At 71.8% G+C, this 25,296-nt stretch carries 23 protein-coding genes; 9 read left to right on the top strand and 14 right to left on the bottom strand.

The window, feature by feature from the left end:
* The first annotated feature begins 51 nt into the window (after positions 1-51).
* The 4 genes from ACIRR9_RS21595 to ACIRR9_RS21580 all read left to right on the top strand — a co-directional run bounded on the left by ACIRR9_RS21595 (position 52) and on the right by ACIRR9_RS21580 (position 4,680).
* A complete protein-coding gene (locus tag ACIRR9_RS21595) occupies positions 52-987 on the top strand; it encodes a hypothetical protein (protein ID WP_403754089.1) in 936 nt (311 codons plus the stop codon).
* 88 nt (positions 988-1,075) lie between these two features.
* The gene (locus ACIRR9_RS21590) at positions 1,076-1,531 is read left to right on the top strand and encodes a hypothetical protein (protein WP_403754086.1); all 456 of its coding nucleotides are present in this window, start codon (positions 1,076-1,078) and stop codon (positions 1,529-1,531) included.
* Between the two features lie 227 nt (positions 1,532-1,758).
* Positions 1,759-3,807: a phosphocholine-specific phospholipase C gene (locus ACIRR9_RS21585; RefSeq protein WP_403754083.1), complete on the top strand. Its 2,049-nt coding sequence runs from the start codon at positions 1,759-1,761 to the stop codon at positions 3,805-3,807.
* 66 nt (positions 3,808-3,873) lie between these two features.
* Positions 3,874-4,680 carry a phospholipid scramblase-related protein gene (locus ACIRR9_RS21580; protein ID WP_365335284.1) on the top strand — a complete coding sequence of 269 codons (807 nt, stop codon included), beginning with the start codon at positions 3,874-3,876 and terminating at the stop codon, positions 4,678-4,680.
* A 244-nt stretch (positions 4,681-4,924) separates the two neighbouring features.
* Here the strand turns inward: ACIRR9_RS21580 and ACIRR9_RS21575 are convergent, their stop codons facing one another.
* Complete coding sequence (locus ACIRR9_RS21575; RefSeq protein WP_403754080.1) at positions 4,925-5,884, bottom strand: hypothetical protein; 960 nt, start codon at positions 5,882-5,884, stop codon at positions 4,925-4,927.
* Positions 5,881-6,675, bottom strand: coding sequence for a phosphatase PAP2 family protein (locus ACIRR9_RS21570; protein ID WP_403754077.1), 795 nt, complete (start codon positions 6,673-6,675; stop codon positions 5,881-5,883). Before ACIRR9_RS21570 ends, ACIRR9_RS21575 begins: the two co-directional genes overlap by 4 nt.
* A 234-nt stretch (positions 6,676-6,909) precedes the next feature.
* On the opposite strand from ACIRR9_RS21570, the gene ACIRR9_RS21565 reads away from it, so the two are divergent.
* Positions 6,910-7,524 carry a TetR/AcrR family transcriptional regulator C-terminal ligand-binding domain-containing protein gene (locus ACIRR9_RS21565; protein ID WP_403754074.1) on the top strand — a complete coding sequence of 205 codons (615 nt, stop codon included), beginning with the start codon at positions 6,910-6,912 and terminating at the stop codon, positions 7,522-7,524.
* A gap of 147 nt (positions 7,525-7,671) precedes the next feature.
* On the opposite strand, the gene ACIRR9_RS21560 is transcribed toward ACIRR9_RS21565, so the two are convergent.
* The 3 genes from ACIRR9_RS21560 to ACIRR9_RS21550 all read right to left on the bottom strand — a co-directional run bounded on the left by ACIRR9_RS21560 (position 7,672) and on the right by ACIRR9_RS21550 (position 11,261).
* Positions 7,672-8,733 carry a DUF2510 domain-containing protein gene (locus ACIRR9_RS21560; protein WP_403754071.1) on the bottom strand — a complete coding sequence of 354 codons (1,062 nt, stop codon included), beginning with the start codon at positions 8,731-8,733 and terminating at the stop codon, positions 7,672-7,674.
* A gap of 100 nt (positions 8,734-8,833) precedes the next feature.
* Positions 8,834-9,976, bottom strand: a complete 1,143-nt coding sequence (locus ACIRR9_RS21555; RefSeq protein WP_403754068.1) for an anhydro-N-acetylmuramic acid kinase — start codon at positions 9,974-9,976, stop codon at positions 8,834-8,836.
* A 4-nt stretch (positions 9,977-9,980) separates the two neighbouring features.
* Positions 9,981-11,261, bottom strand: coding sequence for an MFS transporter (locus ACIRR9_RS21550; protein WP_403754065.1), 1,281 nt, complete (start codon positions 11,259-11,261; stop codon positions 9,981-9,983).
* A gap of 181 nt (positions 11,262-11,442) precedes the next feature.
* Here ACIRR9_RS21550 and ACIRR9_RS21545 point away from each other — a divergent pair, with 181 nt between their 5' ends.
* The gene (locus ACIRR9_RS21545) at positions 11,443-14,124 is read left to right on the top strand and encodes an ATP-binding protein (RefSeq protein ID WP_403754062.1); all 2,682 of its coding nucleotides are present in this window, start codon (positions 11,443-11,445) and stop codon (positions 14,122-14,124) included.
* 80 nt (positions 14,125-14,204) lie between these two features.
* Here ACIRR9_RS21545 and ACIRR9_RS21540 read toward each other — a convergent pair whose 3' ends face one another.
* From ACIRR9_RS21540 to ACIRR9_RS21505, 8 genes are all read right to left on the bottom strand, one after another.
* Positions 14,205-14,996, bottom strand: a complete 792-nt coding sequence (locus ACIRR9_RS21540; RefSeq protein WP_403754059.1) for an SDR family NAD(P)-dependent oxidoreductase — start codon at positions 14,994-14,996, stop codon at positions 14,205-14,207.
* Positions 14,997-15,045: 49 nt separating this feature from the next.
* Positions 15,046-16,164 (bottom strand): 3-oxoadipate enol-lactonase, encoded by a 1,119-nt coding sequence (gene pcaD, locus ACIRR9_RS21535; protein ID WP_403754056.1) that lies wholly within the window; start codon positions 16,162-16,164, stop codon positions 15,046-15,048.
* On the bottom strand, positions 16,161-17,510 hold the full coding sequence (gene pcaB / locus ACIRR9_RS21530; RefSeq protein ID WP_403754053.1) for a 3-carboxy-cis,cis-muconate cycloisomerase: 1,350 nt from the start codon (positions 17,508-17,510) through the stop codon (positions 16,161-16,163). Before pcaB ends, pcaD begins: the two co-directional genes overlap by 4 nt.
* Positions 17,507-18,109: a protocatechuate 3,4-dioxygenase subunit alpha gene (gene pcaG / locus ACIRR9_RS21525; RefSeq protein ID WP_365335307.1), complete on the bottom strand. Its 603-nt coding sequence runs from the start codon at positions 18,107-18,109 to the stop codon at positions 17,507-17,509. The genes pcaB and pcaG overlap by 4 nt, the downstream gene beginning before the upstream one ends.
* Before the next feature lie 6 nt (positions 18,110-18,115).
* Entirely contained in the window at positions 18,116-18,889 is a 774-nt protein-coding gene (pcaH, locus tag ACIRR9_RS21520) for a protocatechuate 3,4-dioxygenase subunit beta (RefSeq protein ID WP_403754050.1), read from the bottom strand.
* A 117-nt stretch (positions 18,890-19,006) separates the two neighbouring features.
* The gene (locus ACIRR9_RS21515; protein ID WP_403754047.1) at positions 19,007-20,209 is read right to left on the bottom strand and encodes a thiolase family protein; all 1,203 of its coding nucleotides are present in this window, start codon (positions 20,207-20,209) and stop codon (positions 19,007-19,009) included.
* Positions 20,206-20,850, bottom strand: coding sequence for a 3-oxoacid CoA-transferase subunit B (locus ACIRR9_RS21510; RefSeq protein ID WP_403754044.1), 645 nt, complete (start codon positions 20,848-20,850; stop codon positions 20,206-20,208). The genes ACIRR9_RS21515 and ACIRR9_RS21510 overlap by 4 nt, the downstream gene beginning before the upstream one ends.
* Positions 20,850-21,605, bottom strand: coding sequence for a CoA transferase subunit A (locus ACIRR9_RS21505; protein WP_403754041.1), 756 nt, complete (start codon positions 21,603-21,605; stop codon positions 20,850-20,852). The genes ACIRR9_RS21510 and ACIRR9_RS21505 overlap by 1 nt, the downstream gene beginning before the upstream one ends.
* A 210-nt stretch (positions 21,606-21,815) precedes the next feature.
* Here ACIRR9_RS21505 and ACIRR9_RS21500 point away from each other — a divergent pair, with 210 nt between their 5' ends.
* Positions 21,816-22,295 (top strand): MarR family transcriptional regulator, encoded by a 480-nt coding sequence (locus ACIRR9_RS21500; RefSeq protein WP_365335317.1) that lies wholly within the window; start codon positions 21,816-21,818, stop codon positions 22,293-22,295.
* A gap of 109 nt (positions 22,296-22,404) precedes the next feature.
* Here ACIRR9_RS21500 and ACIRR9_RS21495 read toward each other — a convergent pair whose 3' ends face one another.
* Positions 22,405-23,469 (bottom strand): ATP-dependent DNA ligase, encoded by a 1,065-nt coding sequence (locus tag ACIRR9_RS21495; protein ID WP_384563789.1) that lies wholly within the window; start codon positions 23,467-23,469, stop codon positions 22,405-22,407.
* A 156-nt stretch (positions 23,470-23,625) separates the two neighbouring features.
* Here ACIRR9_RS21495 and ACIRR9_RS21490 point away from each other — a divergent pair, with 156 nt between their 5' ends.
* Both ACIRR9_RS21490 and ligD read left to right on the top strand, forming a co-directional pair.
* Positions 23,626-24,186, top strand: coding sequence for a hypothetical protein (locus ACIRR9_RS21490; protein ID WP_403754036.1), 561 nt, complete (start codon positions 23,626-23,628; stop codon positions 24,184-24,186).
* A 57-nt stretch (positions 24,187-24,243) separates the two neighbouring features.
* Positions 24,244-25,263, top strand: a complete 1,020-nt coding sequence (gene ligD, locus ACIRR9_RS21485) for a non-homologous end-joining DNA ligase (RefSeq protein ID WP_403754033.1) — start codon at positions 24,244-24,246, stop codon at positions 25,261-25,263.
* Positions 25,264-25,296 lie beyond the last annotated feature (33 nt).

The raw sequence follows: 25,296 nt of genomic DNA, 5'->3' as shown, positions 1-25,296 counted from the left end.
CAACGGGCCGTAAGCACCGAGCCGTTCGCCGTACGCCCAGGGAGTCGCCCGATGAAGCGCACCGCCTTCCGTCGAAAGACCGCGCGGCTGAGCGCTGTCGCCGCCGTGGCCGCGCTCACCCTCGCCGGCTGCTCCCGGGCGTCCGGCGACGGCTCGGCCCCCACCGCCGCGCACCGGGTCCGGGACCTCACCTACGCGGAGGACCTGCGGATCTCGGACGCCGAACAGAGCCTGGTCGCCCGGTGCATGGCCCGCCACGGGTTCCGCTACTGGACGGACCGCCCGCTGAGCCTGGCCGAGAGCAGGCCGCTCGGCTACGTCCAGGACGACGTGCGCTGGGCCCGTACCTACGGATACGGCAGCAGGATCACCGCGAAGGAGGACCGCGCCCGGCTGCACAACCCCAACAGCGCCTACCGCAAGGGCCTCACGGCCACCCGGAAGGCCGCGTACGACACCGCGCTCGACGGTGGCCGGCAGGCCGAGCTGCTGCGCACCGACGTCCCCGGCGGGGGCAAGGTCAGCAAGCAGACCGGCGGTTGCGACGGCGAGGCGGAGCGGCAGCTGTACGGCGACCCGCAGACCTGGTTCCGGCTCGACACCACGGCGAGCAACCTGCGCCCGCTCTACGTCGGCAAGCTGCTGCACGACCGGCGGTTCACCGCCGCCGTGCACGCGTGGTCGGCCTGCATGAAGCGGGCCGGCCACCCCTACCCGGACCCCGACGCCGCCCGGCAGGCCACCCGGGAGCACCCGGCCGACCAGACCCGGGCCGGGGAGGCCAGGAGCTTCGCCGCCGAGACCCGGACCGCGGTCGCCGACGCCACCTGCGCTCGCGAGGTCTCCCTCAGGTCCGTGGGCCAGGACCGCGAGGCCCACTGTCTGGCCCAGCTGGACGGCGAGTACGGCGCCCGGCTGGACGCCTACCGGCAGGTGCGCCTGAAGGCGCTGGAGCGCGCCGAGCGGATCGTGCCCGCCCGCACCTGACACCTGCCGGAACCCCATGACTCCGCGGCGCCCGCCGCGGCCCTCTCCCACACCGACCGCCTCCGACGAGGCAGAACGGGAATTCATCATGCGCAAAATGACCCTCGCCCTCACCACGCTGGCCCTCGCGGCCGTCGGTTTCGCCCTGCCGGTGAACGCCCAGGCATCCGCCGGCTGCAACGCGCAGTGGCCGGGCCGCGACGGCAATGTGCGGGCCTGGCGGGACTGGGACTGCGCGGGCGGCCTGCTCGGCGTCACCGCGGGCAACGACGCCAGCTGGGCCGACGGTTCCGGCGGTTTCCAGGGCGTCGCCAACTCCGCCTCCTCCGTGATGAACAGCGGCTACGTCGGCGGCAAGGACGTCGTGGCCTTCTACTACTACGCCAACTACTCGGGCGGCTACGGCTGCCTCAAGCCGGGCGAGCTCTACGTGGACGACCTCACCCGTGACCACTTCACGGACGGCCACTCCATGAACGACAACATCATGTCCCACCAGTGGGTGACGGAGAGCGCCTGCGCCGCGGGCTCCTTCATCAGCTGACACCCCGGCCGACCGGTCACGGCCGAGGTCGTCCCCTCGTCCGTGACCGGTCGTCCGTGACCGGATCCGCCCGCCTCCTTACCGACTGCCTACCTCGCGTACCTCCGAGATTCACATCCGCGCCACCAGACCCTTCCCTGACGTTCGATGCCCTTGGAACACTCGCTCCCGCGCACTGTCCGCCCTGTTCCGGCCATCCGTACGTCAGGATGAGAGGTCGTTCACCCATGACCGAAGTAAACCGGCGCCGATTCCTTCAACTCGCGGGCGCCACAACGGCGTTCACGGCGCTCTCCAGCAGCATCGAGCGCGCCGCCGCGCTCCCCGCGAACCACCGCACGGGGTCGATCGAGGATGTCGAGCACATAGTCGTCCTGATGCAGGAGAACCGTTCGTTCGACCACTATTTCGGCACCCTCAGAGGTGTCCGCGGCTTCGGTGACCCGCGTTCGGTCACCCAGAACAACAAGTCCGTGTGGAACCAGTCGAACGGCACGAAGGACATCCTGCCCTTCCACCCGGACGCCGACGACCTGGGCCTCGCCTTCATCCAGGACCTCCCGCACGGCTGGAGCGACACGCACAACGCCGTCAACGGCGGCAAGTACGACAAGTGGGTGCCGGCCAAGGGCTCCACGACCATGGCGTACCTGAACCGGGACGACATCCCGTTCCACTACGCGCTCGCCGACGCCTTCACCGTCTGCGACGCCTACCACTGCTCGTTCATGGGCTCCACCGACCCGAACCGCTACTACATGTGGACGGGTTACACGGGCAACGACGGCCAGGGCGGCGGCCCGGTCCTCGGCAACGACGAGGCCGGCTACAGCTGGACGACCTACCCGGAGCGCCTGGAGAAGGCGGGCGTCTCCTGGAAGATCTACCAGGACGTCGGCGACGGCCTGGACGCGAACGGCGGCTGGGGCTGGATCCAGGACGCCTACCGCGGCAACTACGGCGACAACTCGCTGCTCTACTTCAAGCAGTACCAGAACGCCCAGCCCGGCGACCCGCTGTACGACAAGGCCCGCACCGGCACCGACGCCACCAAGGGCGAGGGCTTCTTCGACCGGCTGAAGGCCGACGTCAAGGCCGGCAAGCTGCCGCAGATCTCCTGGGTGGTCGCCCCCGAGGCCTTCACCGAGCACCCCAACTGGCCCGCCAACTACGGTGCCTGGTACGTCTCGCAGGTCCTCGACGCGCTCACCGCCGACCCCGAGGTGTGGGCGAAGACGGCCGTGTTCATCACGTACGACGAGAACGACGGCTTCTTCGACCACCTGATCCCGCCGTTCCCGCCGGCCTCCGCCGCACAGGGCAAGTCCACGGTCGACCCGAGCCTGGACCTCTTCAAGGGCGACGCGAGCCACGCGGCCGGTGCCTACGGCCTCGGCCAGCGCGTCCCGATGATCGTCGTCTCCCCGTGGAGCAAGGGCGGTTACGTCTGCTCCGAGACGCTCGACCACACCTCGATCATCCGGTTCATGGAGAACCGCTTCGGCGTCCACGAGCCGAACATCTCGCCCTGGCGGCGCGCCATCAGCGGTGACCTGACGGCCGCGTTCGACTTCTCCCGCAAGGACACCAAGCCCGTCGCGCTGCCCACCACGGACGGCTACCAGCCGCCGGACAAGAACCGGCATCCCGACTACGTGCCCACCCCGCCGGCCAACCCGGTCCTGCCCAGGCAGGAGCGCGGCTCGCGGCCCACCCGGCCGCTCAAGTACGCCCCGGTGGTGGACGGTTCGCTGGACGCGGCGACCGGCAAGTTCACGCTCGCCTTCGCGTCGGGTGCGCACGCCGGCGCCGCATTCCTGGTCACCTCCAACAACCGCACCGACGGCCCCTGGAGTTACACCACGGAGGCCGGCAAGTCCGTCTCCGACACCTGGAACACGGCGTACTCGAACGGGTCGTACGACCTGACCGTGCACGGCCCGAACGGCTTCCTGCGCACCTTCCAGGGCCCCGGCAAGGCGGCGGGCCCCGAGGTCACCGCGCGTCCCGTCGGCGACGACATCGAGCTCACCCTCTCCAACAAGGGCTCCGGCACGGTGAAGCTGACGCTGGCGAACGGGTACGGCGGCAAGCCGTGCACGGTCACCGTGCGCGCCGGGGCGACCGTGAAGCACACCGTCGACCTCGCGCACAGCCGCCGTTGGTACGACGTGACCGTCACCTCCGACGCCGACAAGACCTTTGTGCGGCGGATCGCCGGACATGTCGAGAACGGCCGTCCGGGCGTCAGCGACCCGGCGATCATCACCGACTGACGGTGCGATGAGGGTCGCATCGTGCGGGCTGATCAGGTACCGGTCACATCGGGGTAGTGTGCCCCGGTGACGACGCAATCGAACACTCCTGAAGGCTGGTACCCCGATCCGCACGGTGCGCCCCAGACGCTCCGGTACTGGGACGGCGCCCGGTGGACCGACCACACGAATCAGCAGGGCGCGGTGCCGGGGCAGGCCGCCCCGGCCGCCGACCCCCGCGTGCAGCGGCAGGTGCAGCAGCAGGCCGGGGTCGCGGGCGGGGGTGCCGGTGGCGGCACCCTGTTCACCGAGCCGGTGCTGGTGGTGAACCAGAAGGCCAAGCTGATCGAGCTGACCAACGAGTACAAGGTCATGGACCAGAACGGCCGGGAGCTCGGCTCGGTGGTCGAGGTCGATCAGAGCGCGCTGAAGAAGATCGCGCGGTTCGTCTCCAGCCTCGACCAGTTCATGACGCACAAGCTGGAGATCAGGGACGCCCACGGGCAGCCGCAGCTGGTGCTGACCCGGCCCGCGAAGGTCTTCAAGTCCCGGGTGGTCGTGACGCGTCCGGACGGTTCGCCGGTGGGTGAGATCGTCCAGCAGAACATGATCGGGAAGATCAACTTCGCGATGAACGCGGGCGGTCAGAAGGTCGGTGCGATCAAGGCGGAGAACTGGCGGGCGTGGAACTTCGCGGTCGTCGACCACGCGGACAACGAGGTGGCCCGCATCACGAAGACGTGGGAGGGGCTCGCGAAGACGATGTTCACGACCGCCGACAACTACGTCCTGCAGATTCACCACCAGTTGCCGGAGCCGCTGCGGAGTCTGGTGGTGGCGACGGCGCTGACCGTCGACACGGCGCTGAAGCAGGATTCGCGGGGGCTGGGCTGAGCAGTCCCCTACGGGGGTACGGCCACGGCCTTGGCGGCCGGCGTTCGCGGGGAGGCCGCGGGGGCCGGCCGTAGGCGTTTCGGGGGTTTGTCGGTGCGGGGTGTTGACGAACGCCTTGTGGGGGGCGGGACCTGCCGAGTCGCGGCTGCGGGTGCGTTGTGGCTGGTCGGGCAGTTCCTCCCCCAGCCTTCGGCCGGGGGTACCCCCAGCGCCCCTGACGGGGCGCTGCAGTCCGGGGCGCTTCTCAGTGTGCTGTGAGGTGGCCGGGTTCTTGGTTCTGCTGGGGGAGCAGCGCCTGCTGTGCCGCTATCCTCGCCTCCTCCAGGGCCAGTACCGCCGCCACCGGGTGTTCCTCGTCCGGGGCGAGTTCGATGGGTCGTGCCGCCGGGGGTACCCGGGTCAGCAGGACCACGCCCCACGACGCCAGGCCGGCGCCCGCCAGCGCGAGCAGGATTCCGGCCGCGCCGCCGTGCAGTCCCTGGCCCAGCAGCGTCAGGCCGATCACCGCCGCCGCCACCGGGTTGGAGAGGGTGACCACCGCCAGGGGGGCGCCCAGGCCGCCTCGGTAGGCCGTCTGGGAGAGCAGCAGGCCGCCGACCGCGAACGCGGCGACCAGCAGCGCCACCACGATCACCTCGGTACTGAGGGCCGGGCCCGAACGCTCCGTCGCCGCCACCGTCACCGTCTGGGTGAGGGCGGACGCGACGCCCGAGGCGAAGCCGGACGCGGTGGCGTGGCGCAGGCCCGGCCGGGCGCCGGGGCGGGAGAGGGTGCCGATCAGAACGGCCGTCGTACCGGCGACCGCGAGGGCCTCGGGGAGGCTCAGGATCTTGTGGGGCGCCGGGCCCGAGGCCGTGATCAGGAGGGCGCCGAGGCCGAGCAGGGTGAGGGCCGTGCCACGCCACTCCGTCGCGCTGACCCGGCGGCCCGCCACCCGCGCGCCCATCGGTACGGCTGCGACCAGGGTGAGTGCGCCCAGCGGCTGTACGAGGGTGAGGGGGCCGTACTTGAGGGCGACGACGTGCAGCAGGGCCGCGCCGGCGTTCAGGCCGACCGCCGCCCACCAGGCGCCGCTGCCGAGCAGGCGGAGCAGGCCCGCGCCGGAGTTCTTGGAGGCGAGGCGCTCCTGTGCGACCGCGGCGGCCGCGTAGGCGGCGGCCGAGACCAGGGAGAGCAGGACGGCGACCAGGGCGGCGGCGCTCATCGGCCCGCCCCCACCAGCGCGGGCTCTTCCACGGTGAGACCCCGGGTGCCGCGTCCGGCCGTGGTGGTCGTGCGGTGGGGCGGGTGGATCAGGGCGAGGGCGGTGCCGAGCATCGCGGTGGCGATGATCGCGTCCAGCCAGTAGTGGTTGGCGGTGCCGACGATCACGAGGAGGGTGATCGCGGGGTGCAGCAGCCAGAGCCAGCGCCAGCGGGACCGGGTGGCGACGATCAGGCCGATCGCCACCATCAGGGCCCAGCCGAAGTGCAGTGAGGGCATCGCCGCGAACTGGTTGGAGAGGTGGTCGCTGGACGGCGGGCCGTAGACGGACGGGCCGTACACGTGCGCGGTGTCGATCAGACCGCTCGCGGCCAGCATCCGCGGCGGTGCCAGCGGGAACGTGAAGGGCAGCACCAGGGCGGCGGCCGTGACCACGGCGAGGACCCGGCGGGCCCAGACGTAGTGCGCGGGCCGCCGCAGGTACAGCCAGACCAGGAAGGCCAGCGTGGCCGGGAAATGAACCGTGGCGTAGTAGGTGTTGGCCAGATGGACGAGGGTGTCGCCGTGCAGCAGTGCGGACTGCACGGAGACCTCCGAGGGCAGATGCAGCGTCCTTTCCAGGTCCCAGATCCGGTGGGCGTTGTGCATGGCCTCGGCGGTGTGGCCGGTGGCGAGCTGCCGCCCGAACTTGTAGACGAGGAAGAGCCCCGCGACGAGCAGGAGCTCACGGACGAGCGGCGGCCGGGCTATGGCGCCCGGCTCCGCTTCTGCCGGCTCGGACTGGGATCTCATCCCAGGCCCCCTCACTGACGGTGGTGCTGTGCCGAGTCCGGACGGTGGCCCGGACTCGCCGATACTCATCGATACGGAAGAGTACCGATACGCCACTGTACCGATACGCCTGAGTACCGGTACAGTGGCGTATCGATAGACGTAGGCCACACTGGTTGTAGGTTTCCGCCCCGGTCGAACGGCGGGCGGTGCGGAAATGATCCGCAGGTGATGTGCGAGTGAGGAGAAGGGCGCATGACGTCGCAGGCCGCAGACGGACCGGAGACGGTCGCCGCCTCGCGCCGCTCCAAGATCACGCCGGAGCGTGAGCGGGAGTTCTTCGACGCCGTGCTCGAACAGATCCGCGAGTGCGGCTATGACTCCGTGACCATGGACGGGGTCGCCGCCAGCACCCGGTGCAGCAAGTCCACGCTCTACCGGCAGTGGAAGACCAAGCCGCAGTTCGTCGCGGCCGCGCTGCGCGCCAACCGCCGGGTACGCTTCGTCGGCATCGACACCGGGTCCCTCGCCGAGGACCTGCGCCAGGTCGGGCGGATCGCGGGCAACTGGTCGGGCAAGGACACGAAGCTGCTCCAAGCGCTGGGGCACGCGGTTACCTCGGACCGAGAGCTGGCGATGGCCCTGCGCGAGGCGCTCGTCGAACCCGAGATCGCCGCACTCCAGGAGATCCTGCGACGCGGTGTCGAACACGGTGAGGTACCCGCCGACCACCCCGCACTGGAGTATGTCCCGGCCATGATGTTCGGAGTCCTGCGGATCCGGCCCATCCTGACCGGCGAGTACGCCGACTCCGCCTATCTCGTCGGCTTCGTGGAGGCTGTCGTGCTGCCCGCACTCGGACTCACCTGAGACCCAGGCCGCCGTCCGTGGGATGACTGGACGGTGACCTGCTCGCGCCGCACCGTGGGGACGGGGGCGGCGCGCACCCCCCGGCCGGGTGGGGCTCCCCTTTGAGCGGAGGGGCGCTCCACCCGGCCGATCAGTACCGGCGGGCGGTCAGGTGTTCTGTCCGTTGCCGCTGCCGGAGGACACCTTGATGCCGGCGGTGATCGTGTCGATGACCGACTCCTTCTGGCCGACGTCCACGCCGAACCGGACCACCACGATCTGCTGGGCGTTCGCGGGCGAGGGGAAGGCCAGCGACTCGACATAGCCGTCGGCGCCCTTGCTGGTCACCGCCTTCCAGCGGACCAGATAGCCCTTCTGCCCGGCCACGGTGACCGCCTTGGAGGCCAGCACCTCGTGCGAGGTGATCGCGCCGTAGGTCGTGCCGCCGTACGACTCCTTCGCGTTCGCCGCGATGTCCGCCTTGGCGACCTCCTCGGCCGTGCCGCCCGAGGTGCCCAGCGCCAGCGCGGGCGCCGAGTAGGCGCCGCCGGCGGTGCAGGTCTGCGAGGTGTTGCCGGGGCACTTGTAGGAGTTGTCGGAGGTGACCGCGGCGCCGAGGGTGGTCGCCTGCCCGGTCCAGCCGTCCGGCACCGGCATGCTGATGGCGCTGACGGCGTCCGACACCGTGCCGCCGCCCTTGATCTTCGGCGCCTCGGACTGGTTCGGCTCCGGCGACGCACTGCCCCCGGAGCCGCCCGAGCCCGAACCCCCGCCGGAGCCCGAGCTGCCGCCCGACCCGCCGAACGGGAAGCCCTGTCCGCCGTTCTGCCCCTCTTGACCGCCCTGGCCGAAACCGCCCTGGCCGCCCGAGCCCTGCTGCGCGGCCTGGCCGCCGTTGTCACTGCCGCTGCCGGTGAGCGCGTACACGCCCACCCCGATGGCGGCCAGCACCGCCGCGGCGACACCGACGGCTATCCCGGTGCGCAGCCCGCGTCGGCCGGCCGGTGGCGATCCGAGGTACTCCGGGTACCCCGGCTGGGCCTGGTACGCCGGGTAGGCAGGGTAGGCCCCGTCGGCCGGCGGCTGCGGCGGGGGACCCCAGTCGGCGGCCGACCCGGCGGGGCGGGTCTGCTCGGTCCAGGCCTTGCCGTCCCACCAGCGCTCGGTGGCCGGACCGTCACTTGTCTGCCCGGGGTCGGGGTACCACCCGGGAGGAGTCACCTGCGTCATGCCCCCACCGTATGAGGCATCGGTGAAAGTCGGATGAGAGGATCCGGCAACTTTCGGATGAGAGTATCGGCACGGTTCATCGGGTGAGGGCATCCGCGGTTCATTCGATCCGCATCCGCGTCGGCGGACCCGCGGCCGGAGGGGGCAGCCGCAGCCCGGCCCGGCCCGGGGTCAACGAGCCCAGCACGCTCGGATGCCGGGCGCCGGTGGCGGCCGGGACGGTCCCCGCGAGGCCGTGCGCGGTGAGGAAGCCGAGGACCGCGAAGGCGTACGCCTCCTTCGCCGCCGCGGGCAGACCGAGATCGTCGGAGACGCGGACCGGGATCCCCGGCAACTCGGTCCGGAGCACCGTCATCAGCACCGGGTTCCGGGTGCCGCCACCCGACACGATCACCTCCGTCGCCCCCACGCCCCGCACCGCGTCCGCCACCGTCCGGGCCGTGAGCAGGGTGAGAGTCGCCAGCGCGTCCTCGGCGGACAGGCCTTCGGGGGCCCGCCAGTAGCCGGCGTGGAACAGCTCCTTGCCGGTTGTCTTGGGCGCGGACAGCGCGTAGTACGGCTCCGCCAGCAGCTCTTCGAGCAGCGCCGCGTCCGGACGGCCGCGTGCCGCCAGCGCCCCGTCCACGTCGTACGCCGCCCGCCCGCCCGTGAACTCCCGGGCCGCGGCGTCCATCAGCGCGCACCCCGGCCCGGTGTCGAAGGCCGTGCCGTCCGGAGCGGTGAGGTTGGCGATGCCGCCGATGTTCAGCGCCACGGGGGTACCCGGCCGCCCCCGCAGCCACAGCAGGTCGACCAGACTCACCAGGGGAGCGCCCTGGCCCCCGGCGGCCACGTCCCTCGGCCGGAAGTCGGCGACCACCGGCAGCCCGGTCGCCTCCGCGATCCACGCCGACTGCCCCAGCTGCAGGGTGCCGTACACCCGGCCGCGCTCCGCCCAGTGGTAGACCGTCTGCCCGTGGGAGGCCACCAACTCGGCCCGTCTGCCGCACAGTTCACGGTCGGCCCGGACGGCCGCCGCCGCGAACGCCTGCCCGATCCGGGTGTCCAGCAGACACACCCGCGCCAGTGGCACGGCAGCCGGCGGCAGCGCCGCCGCGAGGGACTCCCGCAGCTCCTCGTCGTACGGCGTGCTCACCATCCCCAGCGGCTTCAGCAGCAGCGTGTCGCCGGCCAGGCGCAACTCGGCGGCCGCCGCGTCCACCGCGTCGTGCGACGTCCCGGACATCAGACCGATCACCAGCACTTCCTCAACCCGCCTTCCACCGCGGCGCCGGCCCGAGCAGCGCGAGCACGCTGACCGCGCAGGTCGCCGCCGCGTAGTAACCGGGAACGTCCAGATTCCCGGTGCGCTTCACCGCCTCCGTGATGATGAGCCCCGCACAGCCCGAGAACACGGCATTGGACAGGGCGTAGGCGAGTCCGAGGCCGGTGCAGCGCGCCCGCGCCGGGAACATCTCCGCCAGCATCGCCGGCCCCGGCCCGGCCAGCAGCCCCACCACCGCGCCCGCCCCGAACAGGGCCGCATCCTTCACTCCGGTCGAAACCCCGCTGTCCTGGAGGAGGTTGAGCAGTGGCACGGCCAGCACGACCACGAGACCGGCACCCGTCAGCATCACCGGCCGCCGCCCCACCCGGTCGCTCAGCACTCCCGCCGGCAGGATCGCCGCCGCGAAACCCACGTTCGCCACCACGGTCGCCAGCAGCGCCTCCCGGAAACCGGTGTGCAGCGAGGTCTGCAGGTACGACGGCAGCACCACCAGGAAGGTGTACCCGGCCGCCGACCAGCCCATCACCCGTCCGGCGGCCAGCGCGATCGCCCACACCGACACCCGCTCGGCCCGCACACCGCGTTCCCGTTCCCGGAACTCAGGCGTCTCGTCCAGCCCCACCCGCAGCCACAGCGCCAGCGCACCCAGGGGCAACGCCAGCAGGAACGGCAACCGCCAACCCCAGTCCGCGAACTGATCCGCGGGCATGACGCCCGACAGGCCCACGGCCATGCCCGCCCCGCCCAGGAGTCCCAGCGCCACGGTGAACGACTGCCACGCCCCGTACAGTCCCCGTCGCCCCGGCGGTGCGAGCTCGGTCAGCATCGCCACCGCCCCGCCGAACTCGCCGCCCGCCGACAGTCCCTGAATCACCCTCAGGAACGTCAGCAGCCAGGGCGCGAGCGCACCGGCCTGCGCGTACGTCGGCAGCAGGCCGATCAGCGTGGTGGCGGCCGTCATCAGCGCGACCACCAGGATCAGCACCGGCCGCCGCCCGAGCCGGTCGGCCAGCCGGCCGAACAGGGCCGCGCCCAGCGGACGGAAGAAGAACGCCAGCCCGAACGAGGCGTAGGTGCGCACCAGCCCCTCGGCCGCGCTCCCGCCCGCCGGGGTGAAGAACCGCTCGGCGACGACCGTCGCCAGGTAGCCGTAGACACCGAACTCGTACCACTCGATGAAATTGCCGATCGATCCCGCCGCCAGCGCCCGGAACGACCGGTTCCGCTCGGTGGCCGCACGATCTTCGAAAATCAGGTTCATTTGCCTGCCCGTTGACGGTCCGTTCACTCCACAGCGGCAGGTCGGGGCCGTCCCGCGTCGCCCCGCCGCACCCGCTTTCACCCGTCACGGCAACAGGTGCCCTGACCGGCCTCCGGACAGCCAACAGGACGGCTACGCTCGAGGTCTGTACGTCGTTCGGGCGACTTGGGGAGGCAACGGGATGACGGAGGAACAGCACCCGGCGGGCGTCTCTGCTCCCCTCTGGGAGCGCGACGCGGAGATCGCCACCATCACGGAGGCGCTCGACGTCCTCTGCGCCGACCGGTCCACCTCCGGAAACCTGCTGGTCCTGCGCGGCGAGGCCGGGCTCGGCAAGACCGCCCTGCTGGCCGAGACCCGCCGTATCGCCGAGCGCCGCGGCTGCACCGTCTGGTCCACCCGCGGCGGCGAGACCCTGCGCAGCGTCCCCTTCAACGTGGTACGGCAGCTGCTCCAGCCCGCCCTGGTCTCCCTGCTGCCCGAGGAGGCCCGCGAATACCTCGGCGACTGGTACGACATCGCAGGACCCGCCCTCGGCATCACCGACCCCGGAGACCGCCAGGCCGACCCGCAGGGCGTCTGCGACGGCCTGGTCGTCGCCGTCCGCCGGCTCGCCAAACGAGACTGGCCGCTGGTGCTGCTGATCGACGACGCGCACTGGGCCGACCAGGAGACCCTCGCCTGGCTCGCCGCCTTCGTCGAACGCCTCGACGACCTGCCCGTCCTGGTCCTGGTCGCCCGCCGGCCCGGCGAGGTCAGCGGCGACAGCGCCCGCTTCCTCGACGCCGTGGCCGCCGCGGCCGGCAACCCCGTCCACAGCCTCAGCGCCCTCACCCCGGACGCCACCGCCGGACTCACCCGCGCCACCCTGGGCGCACACGCCGACGCCCCGTTCTGCCGCGAGGTCTGGGCCGTCACCGGCGGCAACCCCTACGAGACCGTCGAACTCCTCGCCAAGGTCCAGGACAGCGAGGTCGAACCCGTCGAGGCCCGGGCCGGCGAACTGCGCGCCCTCAACCGGTCGGCCCGCGGCGGCGGACTCGTCACCCGCCTCGAAGGCCTCGGTATCGACGCCACCCGGTTCGCCTGGGCCGCCGCCATCCTCGGCACCGGCATCTCCGTCGACCTCGTCGCCCAGCTCGCCACCATGAGTGTCGACGACGCCGAGCGCTGCGCCGAGCTGCTGCGCACCGCCCGTATCCTCACCGGACCCGCCCCGGCCGCCTCCCAGGTGCACACCGGCGACCTGGAATTCGTCCACCCGCTGATCGCCACCGCCGTCTACAACTCCATCCCGCCCGCGATGTGCACCGCCATGCACGGCATCGCCGCGCAGATCGTCATCGACGACGGCCGGGGCATCGCCGAGGCCTCCCGCCATCTGCTGAAGGTGCACCCGGACGACGACGAGGAACTCGTCCAGCAACTGCGCGACGCGGCCAAGGAACACCTCGCCGTCGGCGCCCCCGACGCGGCCCGCCGCTGCCTCGAACGCGCCCTGCGCGAACCGCCCGTACCCGACGTCCACGCGCGCGTGCTCTACGAACTGGGCTGCGCCACCCTGCTCACCAAGCCCGCCGTCACCATCGACCATCTGCAGAGCGCGCTCGGCATGCCCGGCCTCGGCGGCGCCGAACGCGTCGACGCCGTCTTCCGCCTCTCCCAGGCCCTCCTCCACAACGACCAGCTGGAGGAAGCCGTCCGCACGGTCGAGGCGGAGGCCGCCCGGCACGAGGAAGGGCCCGCGAAACTCCGGCTCCAGGCCGTCCAGTTCATGTGGGAGGGCATCGCGGGCGAGGCCGTCTCCCCGCACCGCTCCGAACGGCTCGCCGCGCTCGCCGGCACCTGCACCGGCCGGGACAACTCCGAGCGCGCCCTGCTCATGCTGCGCGGCTTCGACCTCCTCATCCAGGGCGAGAGCGCCGAGGAGGTCGTCGAACTCTGCGACCGCGCCCTCGTCAACGGCCGGCTCGCGCCCGGACTCGGCTGGACCGACACCGAATGGGGCATCGAACTCCTGCTGATGCTCGCCAACTCCTACGTCTACACCGACCGCCTCGACCGCGCGGAGAGCCTCTACAACGAGGCCCTGCGCGCCTACGAGTCCGCCGGCTGGAGCGGCGGCCACCTCGCCCTCGCCCATGCCTACGTCGGCCTCGGCCACCGCAGGCGCGGCCGGCTGCGGGACGCGGAGATCTCCCTGCGGGAGTCCTTGCGGATCGCCGAGCGGGTCGGCCGGCGGCTGCCCCTGTACTGGACCGCCACCTGCAACCTCGTCGACACGCTCCTCGCCCGCGGCCACGTCCAGCAGGCCTGGGAGACCGCCGAACAGTACGGCTTCGCACCGCCGTACCCCTCCACGATCGTGATGCCCGACCCGCGGTCCGTGCGCGGCCGGCTGCTGCTCGCCGTCGGCCGTACGAAGGAGGCCGTCAACGAGCTGGAGGCGGCGGAGAAGGCCGCCGCCGCGCGCGGTCACTTCAACCCCGTGGTCGTGCCCTGGGCGCTCGACCTCGCCCGGGCCCTCGCGGGCGAGGACCCGGCGCGGGCCGCACAACTGGCCGCGGACGCACGGCGGCAGGCGGAGCGGTTCGGGACGGACACGGCCATCGGTGAGGCGCTGAGGTGCGCGGCCGCGCTGGAGACCGGGCAGCGGCAGGTACGGCTGGCCTCCCAGGCGGTGGCCTATCTGGAGGCCTCGCCCTGCCAGTACGAGCATGCGGCGGCTCGGGTGGAGTACGGGATCGCTGCGCGGTCGGTGGCCGAGCTGAACAGAGGGCTTTCGTTGGCTCGGTCCTGTGGGGCGGACGGGTTGGTTGCTCAGGCTCGGGAGGTGCTGGATACGGGGCGCGGGCTGCGTTGACGGGTGCGGGTTGTATGTGGTTGCTCGCGCCCACGCGGCGGAGCCGCAAATTGATACAGCCCCGCGCCCCCAAAGGTGCGCTACAGAGCGAGGAGTTGATCAGTTACCGCTGACAGGCGTTTCTGTACGTCCTTGTCGTACGTCGCCTCGTGCGCTCGCGCCTTGCTCGTGCCGTCGAAGTAGCCGCCCGTTCCCAGGTCCTGTGTCGCCAGGGCCAGGACGCCCGGGGCGCCGTCCGCCACCGTGCTCCAGGGTGCTACCCCGCCCTCCCTCACCATCGCCGTGTCCATGAAGGTCGCGGGATGCAGGACGTTCACCGCGACTCCCGTGCCCGCCAACTCCTCCGCGAGAGCGAACGTGTGGGCCGCCAGGGCGAACTTCGCCCGGCAGTATGCCGCGAAGCCCTGGTAACCCCGCGTGAACTCGGGGTCGGCGAAGTCGAGGAGTTCCTGGCCCGCCGAGCCGACGTTGACGATCCGGGCCGGGGCATTGGTGCGCAGTACCGGGAGCAGGGCACGGGTCAGGGCCACCGGCGCCAAGTAGTTGACGGCCAGGCGGAGTTCGTGGCCGTCGGAGCTCAGCTCGCGGCCCGAGCCGGGCGTACCGGCGCCGACGCCCGCGTTGTTGATCAGTACGTCCAAGTCGGGATGGGCCTCGGCGACCTGCGCGCCCAGCTCGCGGACCTGCGCCAGCGAGGCCAGGTCCGCGACGAAGCCCTCCGCGTCGCCCTCGGTGCGCAACTCCGCCACCAGTTGTTCGGTACGGGCGGGGTCGCGGCCGTGTGCGAGGACGACATGGCCGGAGCGGACCAGTTCGAAGGCGACGTACCGGCCGAGCCCGGAGGTCGCGCCGGTGATCAGGATGGTCGACATGCCCCCACCGTAGGCACAGTGCCCTCCTCTGTGCCTGTCCCCGGTGGGGTCACCCTTCCTCTTCCGCCAGCACCCGCTGGGCCGCCGCGAACGCCGAGTTCGCCGCCGGGACCCCGCAGTACACGGCCGTCTGCAGCAGTACCGCGCCGATCTCCTCCGGGGTGAGCCCGTTGCGCCGGGCCGCCCGCACATGCATGGCCAGCTCCTCGTAGTGCCCGTGGGCGACCAGCGCGGTGAGGGTGATCATGCTGCGTTCGCGGCGGGAGAGCGTGGGGTCGGTCCAGATCTCGCCCCAGGCGTAGCGCGAGATGAAGTCCTGGAAGCGGGCCGTGAAAGGCGTCTGGCGGGCCTGCGCCCGGTCGACGTGGGCGTCGCCCAGCACTTCGCGGCGGACCGCCATGCCTCGCTTGGCGCCCCCGTCCAGGTGGGAGCGGAGCGCGGTGAGGACGGCTTCCGGGCACTGCGCGGGCGCCAGATGGGAGGCACCCGGCAGCTCGACCAGCGTGGACGCAGGCACCGCGTCCGCGATCTCCCGCAGATGCGGGGGCGGGGTCGCGGGGTCCTGGCGGCCCGCGATCAGCAGGGTGCGTACGGCGATCTCGCCGAGCCGGTCGCGCAGGTCGAAGGCGGCCAGTGCGTCACAGCAGGCGGCGTACGCCTCCGGGTCCGCCGTCCGCTGGTCCTCGACCAGCCGGGACACGGTGAAGCCGGGCGTGAACCAGCGGCTGCCCGCGTTCTCCGCCAGCCACTCCACGCCCTCCCGGCGTACCCGTTCGGCCCGCTCCTCCCAGGGCCTGGAGCCGTTGAAGTGGGCCGAGGAGCAGATCACGGCCAGGCTGTCGAGCCGGTCCGGGTGGTGGACGGCGAGGTGCAGCCCCACGGCCCCGCCCAGTGAGACACCCGCGTACGCGAACCGGTCGATGCCCAGCGAGTCGGCGAGCGCGAGCACCAGGTCGGCGAGGTCACCGACGGTCGCGCCCGCCTTGATCGGATCGGGTGCCGCACCGCCGTGCCCCGGCAGGTTCCAGCGCACCACCCGGTGCGCGATGGACAGTTCGGGTGCGACGGCGTCCCACAGCGCGTACGAGGTGCCGAGCGAGGGCCCGAGCAGCAGCGCGGGAGCGGAAGTCGGACCCTCGGCACGGTGATCGAGCAGTTCACTTGTCAACGTCGCTCCAGCGCACGGTCGGTGAGGACACCGGCGGAGCCGGTGTAGCGGGCGGGATCGGTGAGGTCGTCGAGGTCGACGCCCTGGCCGGCCTCCTTCAACTCGGGCTCCTCGGCAAGGAGTTCGCGCAGGGTGCGGTGCTCGGCGTGAGTGCGGCGGGCGAGGGTGGTGAGCAGTTCTTTCGCGCGGGCTCGGCCGAGCACGGGAGCCAGTTCGGCGGACAGCCGCTCCGAGACGATCAACCCGTTGGTGAGGCCGAGGTGGTGACGCATCGCCTCCGGGTGCACCCGGAGGCCATCCGCCAGGTCAGCCGTGTCCCGGGCCGCGCCTCCGACGGTCCGCAGCAGGTCGCGCAGCGGCTCCCACTCGGCGTGCCAGGCCCCGGCCGGCCGCTCGTCCTCCGCCACCAGCGAGCCGTACAGGACGGCCGCCAGCTGCGGGGCCCGCCGGGCGGCGGCCGCGACGAGCGTGGAGCGCACGGGGTTCGCCTTGTGCGGCATGGCCGACGAACCGCCCCCGCTGCCCTCGGAGAGCTCACCGATCTCCGTACGGGACAGGGTCAGCACATCCACCGCGATCTTGCCAAGGGCTCCGGCCGTGAAGGCGAGGCACCCGGCGAGATCGGCGATCGGCGTGCGCAGGGTGTGCCAGGGCAGGAGCGGGGCGGCGAGGGCGAGTTCGCGGGCGTAGGCCACGGGCAGCGCGGCGGGGTCCGTGGCGCCGTACGCCCCGAAGGCCGCCAGCGTTCCTGCCGCGCCCGCGAGTTGCACGGGCAGCGACTCGCGCACCCGGGCCGTGCGGTCCCGGGCGTCCAGGACCAGTGAACGCCAGCCGGCCGCCTTCAGCCCGAACGTGGTCGGTACGGCGTGCTGGGTGAGCGTGCGTCCGGGCATCGGCGTGTCGCGGTGCTCGGCGGCCAGCCGGGCCAGCGCCCGCTCGGTACGCCCGAGGTCGGCGAGCACGAGGTCCAGGGCGCGGGCGGCGACCAGCATCGTCGCCGTGTCCATGATGTCCTGGCTGGTCGCACCCCGGTGGACGTACGGCCCGTACTCCGCGCCGACCGCCTTCGTCAGATCGGCGACCAGCGGGATGACCGGGTTGCCGCCGGCGCGGGCGCGCTCCGCGAGGGCGCCGATGTCGAAGAGGCCGGGGTCGACCGCCTCGGCCACGGCCGCCGCGGCCTCGGCGGGGACCAGCCCGAGGGCCGCCTGGGCGCGGGTGAGGGCCGCCTCCGCGTCGAGCAGCGCCCGCAGATAGGCGCCGTCGCTCGTCGCGGACGCGGCGGGGGAACCGGACCACCCGGGGGCGAGCAGTCCGGCCTCACCGCCATACTCCACTGCTGTCACTGGAACTCCAGGAAGACCGTTTCGCCTTCGCCCTGAAGGCGGATGTCGAAACGGTAGGTCCCCCGGCCCTCGTCGGCGGCGATCAGCGTGTCGCGTCGCTCGCCCACCCGGGTGAGCAGCGGGTCGGCGGCGAGCGCCGCGTCGTCGCCCGGCAGATAGATCCGGGTGAACAGGTGCACCAGCAGGCCGCGCGCGAACACACACACACTGAGATACGGCGCGCTGCCGCCGCGGGCGCCGGGCCGCAGCGTCCGCGCGTACCAGTGTCCGTCGGTGTCCGTCTGGATCCGGCCCCAGCCGGTGAACTCCACGCCGTTGCGGCCCAGGTAGTCGCCGGTCGCCGGGTCGCGCCGGATCGAACCGTCGGTCGTGGACACGTTCCCGTCGGGATCCGCGCCCCACAGCTCCACGAACGCGTCGGGCAGCGGGTTGCCCTCGCCGTCCAGGATGTACCCGTGGACCGTGACCGTGTCCGGGTGCCCGAGGGGCGCGATCTCCTCGCCGCCGCGGAACGGCAGCGCGTACCCGTAGAAGGGACCGACCGTGTGCGACGGGGTGGGCAGCACGCTCTCCGGGCTGCTCGTGTCGATCTTCGTCATGGCAGGTCAGCGTCCTTCTTCGAGCCAGGTGGCGTGCGGGCCGTCCAGCACGATGTCCCAGTGGTAGCCCATCGAGAACTCGGGCACGGACAGGCTGTGGTCGTAGGTCGCGACCAGCCGCTGCCGGGCCGCGTCGTCCGTCACCGACTGGATGATCGGGTCGTACGGGAACAGCGGGTCGCTCGGGAAGTACATCTGCGTCACCAGCCGCTGTGTGAACGCCGAACCGAACATCGAGAAGTGGATGTGGGCCGGACGCCAGGCGTTGAGGTGGTTGCGCCAGGGGTAGGGGCCCGGCTGGATGGTGGTGAACCGGTAGCCGCCGTCGGCGTCGGTGATCGTACGGCCCACACCCGTGAAGTTCGGGTCCAGCGGGGCGTCGTGCTGCTCACGCTGGTGGGCGTAGCGGCCGGCCGAGTTGGCCTGCCAGATCTCGACGAGCTGACCCCGGACCGGCCGGCCGTCCCGGTCGAGAAGCCGCCCGGAGACGGTGATCCGCTCACCGATCGGTTCACCGTTGTGCTGCCGGGTCAGATCGTTGTCTATCCCGGTGATGTCCCGCTCCCCGAAGGCGGGCGAGTGCAGCTCCACCAGCTCGGGGTCCTTGCTGGTGTCGATGGCGACCAGGGGTTGTTTCGGGTGCCGCAGGAGCGAGGAACGGTAGGGCGCGTAGTCCCTTCGGGGATGGTTCTCGACGGGGGCACCTTCGGCGACACGCTTTTCATAGGCTGCGTGCTCGGCGGCGATCTCGAGGTCGATGTCGGCCTGGGTGAGTGTCATAAGAAGTCCTAGGTGAAGCGCCACTGCTTTCAGGGGCGCGGGGCTGGATCGATATGCGGCTCCGCCGCGTGGGCGCGACCAGCCACAACGCACACCCGCAGGTGCTGAACCGGCCGTCTACCGTTCAAGAACAAGCGCGAGCCCTTGCCCGACGCCGATGCACAGCGTGGCCACACCGGTACCGCTTCCACGCCGCGCCAGCTGATGCGCCACCGTCCCCGCCAGCCGCGCCCCTGACGCACCCAGCGGATGCCCCAACGCGATGGCCCCACCCTGCGGGTTGAGAATCGCCGGGTCGAACTCGGGCCACTCGGCGACGCATCCGAGCACCTGCGCCGCGAACGCCTCGTTGAGTTCCAGGACGTCGAGGTCGCCGAAGGTCTTGCCCGCTTTGGCCAGCGCACGGTTGACGGCTTCTACGGGCGCGAGTCCGAAGTAGTCGGGGTCCAGCGCGTGCACGCCGGTCGCGGAGACCCGTGCCAGCGGTTCCCGCCCGAGCGAACGCAGCCCCTCCTCGTCGGTGAGCAGCAGAGCTGCCGCGCCGTCGTTGAGCGGCGAGGCGTTGCCTGCGGTCACCGTGCCGCTCTCCGCACGGAAGGACGGCTTCAGCCTGGCCATCGCGGCGAGGGAGGCGTCCGGCCGTACGCACTCGTCCGCGGCGAAGACGACCGCCTCACCCTTGCGCTGCGGAATCGACACCGGCGCCAACTCGGCGTCGAAGAGGCCCTGATCCTGCGCGGCCGCAGCCTTCTGATGGGAGGCGAGGGCGAACTCGTCCTGCTGCTCGCGGCTGATCTTGTGCTTGTCGGCGATGCGTTCCGCCGACTCGCCCAGCGGGATGGTCCACTGCGGGTCCATCCTCGGGTTGACCATCCGCCAGCCCAGCGTGGTCGAGTACAGCTCGGCATTGCCGGCGGGGAACGGCCGGTCGCTCTTGGGCAGGACATACGGCGCCCGGGTCATCGACTCCACGCCGCCGGCCACGGCGATGGAGGCGTCCCCGACGGCGATCGCTCGGGCCGCCTGGATGACCGCCTCAAGGCCGGAGGCGCACAGCCGGTTGACCGTGACGCCCGGCACGGAGGTCGGCAGGCCCGCCAGCAGCGCGGCCATCCGGCCGACGTTGCGGTTCTCCTCGCCGGCGCCGTTGGCGTTGCCGAAGTAGACGTCCTCGATCCGGGCCGGGTCCAACTCGGGGATACGGGCGAGGAGTTCGCGGATGGCGTGGGCGGCCAGGTCGTCCGGGCGCACTGGAGCGAGACCGCCGTTGTAACGGCCGATCGGCGTGCGTACCGCGTCGACGATGTACACCGTGTTCACAGCAGATCCTCCGGGACAGCGAGCTTCGCGTCGGTCTTGGCGACGATCTCCTCCACACCGACCCCGGGCGCGGTCTCGACCAGCACCAGGCCGTCGTCGGTCACGTCGATCACGCCGAGGTCGGTGATGATCCGGTCGACGCAGGCCTTGCCGGTCAGCGGCAGCGCGCACTGCTCAAGGATCTTCGGCGCGCCGTCCTTCGCGGTGTGCGTCATCACCACGATGACGGTGCGGGCGCCGTGGACGAGGTCCATCGCCCCGCCGATCCCTGTGACCAGCTTCCCGGGAATCGCCCAGTTCGCCAGGTCACCGCCCGCGGAGACCTGCATCGCCCCGAGGACGGCGACGTCGATGTGCCCGCCGCGGATCATCGAGAACGACAGCGCCGAGTCGAAGAACGAGGCGCCCGGCAGGACCGTGACGGTCTCCTTGCCGGCGTTGATCAGATCCGGGTCGACGGCGTCCTCGGTGGGATAGGGGCCGGTGCCCAGGATGCCGTTCTCCGACTCCAGGATCACCTCCACCCCCTCCGGCAGGTAGTTCGGGATCAGGGTCGGCAGCCCGATCCCGAGGTTGACGTACTGCCCGTCCTGAAGTTCGCGGGCCGCCCGTGCGGCCATCTGCCGGCGCGTCCAGGCCATCAGCTGCTCACCGTCCGCTGCTCGATCTCCTTGTCCGCCGCCTGCTCCGGGGTCAGCGCGACCACCCGCTGCACGAAGATGCCCGGCAGGTGCACCGCGTCCGGGTCGATCTCTCCAGGTTCCACCAGTTTCTCGACCTCGGCGATCGTGATCTTGCCGGCCATCGCCGCGAGCGGGTTGAAGTTGCGGGTGGACTTGTTGAACACCAGGTTCCCGTGCCGGTCGCCCCGGGCCGCGCGCACCAGCGCGAAGTCGGTGCGGATGCCGTGCTCAAGGACGTACTCGGTGCCGTCGAACTCCCGCACCTCCTTCGCGGGCGACGCCAGCGCGACCCCGCCCTGGCCGTCGTAACGCCACGGCAGCCCGCCCTCGGCGACCTGCGTGCCCACCCCGGCCGGGGTGTAGAACGCCGGGATCCCCGCACCCCCGGCCCGCAGCCGCTCCGCCAGCGTTCCCTGCGGGATCAGCTCCAGCTCCAGCTCGCCCCCCAGGTACTGGCGGGCGAACTCCTTGTTGCCCCCGATGTACGAGCCCGTCACCCGGGTGATCCGGCCCGCCGCGAGCAGCACCGCAAGGCCGGTCTCCATCGCCCCGCAGTTGTTGGAGACCACCGACAGACCGCCGACACCCCGCTCGTACAACGCCCCGATCAGTACGTTCGGGACACCGCTCAGCCCGAAACCACCCACCGCCAGCGACGCGCCGTCCGGTACATCGGCCACCGCCTCCCCGGCCGTGGCGACCACCTTGTCCATGTGTGCAGCCCCATCTCTTCCTGGCGCCCGGGTGACGCTCTCGGCGTCCAATTAATCAGGGCACTGAGTATTTCAGCGAGATATCCTTCACGCTGCCACTGGCGTCGCCACACGTCAAGAGCTGGGGCGATAGCAGACGGGTGTACAGACAGGCTGGTCGTCTGCGGGTATCGTTCAGTGCACCAACGAATTCGGACCATGGGAGTGCGTATGGCCGCGGTGGATCTCACCACCCACCCCGGGCATCTGGCCCGGAGGCTTCAGCAGGCCCACTACCTGCTGTGGAACACGATGGTCTCGGAGGAGATCACCTCGCCGCAGTTCGCCGTCCTGAACGCGCTCGTCGCCGAGCCGGGGCTGGACCAGCGCACGGTGGGGGAGCGGGTGGGGCTGGACCGGTCGACCATCGCCGAGGTGATCAGCCGGCTCGGCAGGCGCGGGCTGCTCGACAAGGTGCGCGATCCGCAGGACGGCCGTCGCTTCCTGCTGCGCCTCACCGACGACGGGCTGCGCACCCACCGCAAGCTCGCCGTGCGGACCGCCCGGATGAACCAGGTCTTCCTGGCCCCGCTCTCGGCCGGGGAACAGGCCCAGTTCTTCGAGCTGATCCGCCGGGTGTCGGACGCGGCGGAGGGGCTGCGCAATCCGACGGAACCCCTCGTCCCGCAGGCCCCGCTCGCGCAGGCCTAGCCGGGTCCAGGCCTGCGCGACCACGACCCGCACCTGCCCGTGCATCGGCGGCCATCGGGAGGGGCCAGGGCTCCGGGCGGGGAGCGGCCACGACCGCAGGCGCGGAGGGCTACGACCCCAGGATCCGCGTGAGGTCGTAGCGCACCGGTTCCTCCAGTTGCGCGTAGGTGCAGCTCTCCGGTGTGCGGTCCGGGCGCCAGCGGCGGAAGCGGGCCGTGTGCCGGAACCGCGCCCCGTTCTCCATGTGGTCGTAGGCCACCTCGGCCACCCGCTCCGGCCGCAGCGGCACCCAGGACAGGTCCTTCTTGCCCGACCAGCGGCTCGGCGCCCCGGGGAGCCGGGCCGACTCATGGGCGGTCTCCTCCGTCCAGGCCGCCCAGGGATGCCCGGAGACGTCGGCCATGCGCAGCGGCTCCAGTTCCTCGATCAGCTCGGCCCGCCGCTTCATCGGGAACGCGGCCGACACGCCGACGTGCTGGAGGGCGCCCCGGTCGTCGTACAGGCCCAGCAGCAGTGAGCCGACCACCGGGCCGCTCTTGTGGAAGCGGTAGCCCGCCACCACGACATCGGCCGTCCGCTCGTGCTTGACCTTGAACATGGCGCGCTCGTCCTGGCGATAGCGCAGGGTGAGCGGCTTGGCGATGACCCCGTCGAGGCCCGCCCCCTCGTACTCCTCGAACCACTGCCGGGCCACCTCGACATCGGTGGTCGCGGGTGCCAGGTGCACGGGTGGGGTCACTCCGGTCAGGGCCCTGGTGAGCAGGGCGCGGCGGTCGGTGAGCGGGACGTCGAGGAGCGACTCGTCGTCCAGCGCGAGCAGGTCGAAGGCGACGAAGGAAGCAGGGGTCCGCTCGGCCAGCGTGCGCACCCGGGAGTCCGCCGGATGGATCCGCTCGGTCAGCGCGTCGAAGTCCAGCCGGCCCTCCCGGGCGATGACGATCTCCCCGTCCAGCACGCACCGCTCGGGCACCCGCTCCTTCAGGGCCGCCACCAGCTCGGGAAAGTACCTGGTCAGCGGCTTCCCGGTGCGGCTGCCGAGCTCCACCTCGGTGCCGTCCCGGAACACGATCGCACGGAAGCCGTCCCACTTCGCCTCGTACTGCATGTCCGGCGGGATGCTCGCCACCGACTTGGCGAGCATCGGCTTCACGGGCGGCATCACCGGCAGATCCATGCGTCCGACTCTACGAGCGGTCCCGGGCGCCCGCCCGTCGCGGGAGCCGCCCTCCCGGGGACGCCTGATGATCACAACCTGGACACAGGGACCGCACAGCGCCCGCCCGGCGCGGATGATGCTCCTCGACCACGAACGCACCACGGGGGAACATCCATGCGCATCCGCACGACCGTCGCCGCTGCCCTGCTGCTGGCCGGCGCCACGGCCTGCACCGGCGGCGGTGCCGTCGACGGCAAGGTGTCCGGTTCCACGCCCGCGCCCACGACCGCCGCCAAGGCGCTCACGCTCGGGTCCGGCCGGCACTGGAAGGACATCGACGGCGACGGCAGCCACATCGCCGCCACGACCACGGCCCTCACCTACACCCAGCCCGTGAAGGGCGTGCACCTCCCCGACGGCCTCGCCGACTTCCCCCACCCCGAGTGGGCCGTACTGGAGGTCAGGACGTGCGCCGACGCCGACAGCACCAACGTCATCGTCGCCCAGTCCCCCTGGACGCTCCGCCTCGCGGACGGCACTCGCGTCAAGCCGCTGGCGCTCAGCGGATACGGCGTACCAGGCCCGGCCTATCCCGTCTCGGGCGCGGCCGTGGGACCGGGCGACTGCCTGCGCGGGAAGCTCACGTTCGGTCTGGCCAGGGGGAGCCGTCCCGACCGGATCGTCTACGACGTCGAACGCCGGCCCGCCGTCACCTGGGCCGTGCCCCGGACCTGAGAAGCGGCGGCCGCAGGCCGATATGCGGGGTGGGGGCGGTGCGCCTACCGTGGCCGCATGGGCAACGCGGTGGAACTGGAGGTGGCCGGCCGCACCGTACGGCTGTCCAGCCCCGACAAGGTCTTCTTCCCGGAGCGCGGTTTCACCAAGCTGGACGTCGCCCGCTACTACGCGGCCGTCGCCCCCGGCATCCTGCGCGCCCTGCGCGACCGGCCCACCACCCTCCAGCGCTACCCGGACGGCGTCGACGGCGAGTGGTTCTACCAGAAGCGCGCCCCCAAGGGCATGCCCGACTGGATCCCGACCGCCCACATCACCTTCCCCAGCGGCCGCACCGCCGACGAGATGTGCCCCACCGAGGAGGCCGCGGTGGTGTGGGCCGCCCAGTACGGCACTCTCACCTTCCACCCCTGGCCGGTACGCCGCGACGACGTGGACCGGCCCGACGAACTCCGCATCGACCTCGATCCGCAACCCGGCACCGACTTCGGCGACGCCGTCCGTGCCGCCCACGAACTGCGCGCCGTCCTCGACGAGTTCGGCGGGCTGCGCGGCTGGCCCAAGACCTCCGGCGGCCGCGGCCTGCATGTCTTCGTCCCCATCGAACCCCGCTGGACCTTCACCCAGGTCAGGCGCGCCGCGATCGCCGTGGGCCGCGAACTGGAGCGGCGGATGCCCGACCGGGTGACGATCAAGTGGTGGAAGGAGGAACGCGGTGAGCGCATCTTCGTCGACTACAACCAGACGGCGCGCGACCGCACCATCGCCTCCGCCTACTCCCTGCGGCCCCGCCCGCACGCCCCCGTCTCCGCGCCGCTGCGCTGGGAGGAGGTCGACGACGTGCGGCCGGAGGACTTCGACCTGGTCACGATGCCTACCCGGTTCGCCGAAGTCGGCGATGTGCACGCCGACATGGACGACCACGCCCACTCCCTCGACGCGCTCCTGGAACTCGCCCGCCGTGACGAGCAGGAACACGGTCTCGGGGACCTGCCGTATCCGCCCGAGTACCCCAAGATGCCGGGCGAGCCGAAACGCGTCCAGCCCAGCCGGGCCAAGCCCGAACAGTCCGCCTGACGGCGGGACTTCACCGCAGGGCGGGTGAGCGGA

This window comes from Streptomyces sp. NPDC101234 (genome assembly GCF_044767525.1).
In the GTDB taxonomy this organism is placed as follows: domain Bacteria; phylum Actinomycetota; class Actinomycetes; order Streptomycetales; family Streptomycetaceae; genus Streptomyces; species Streptomyces sasae.
This window is presented reverse-complemented; position numbering and strand designations above follow the sequence as displayed.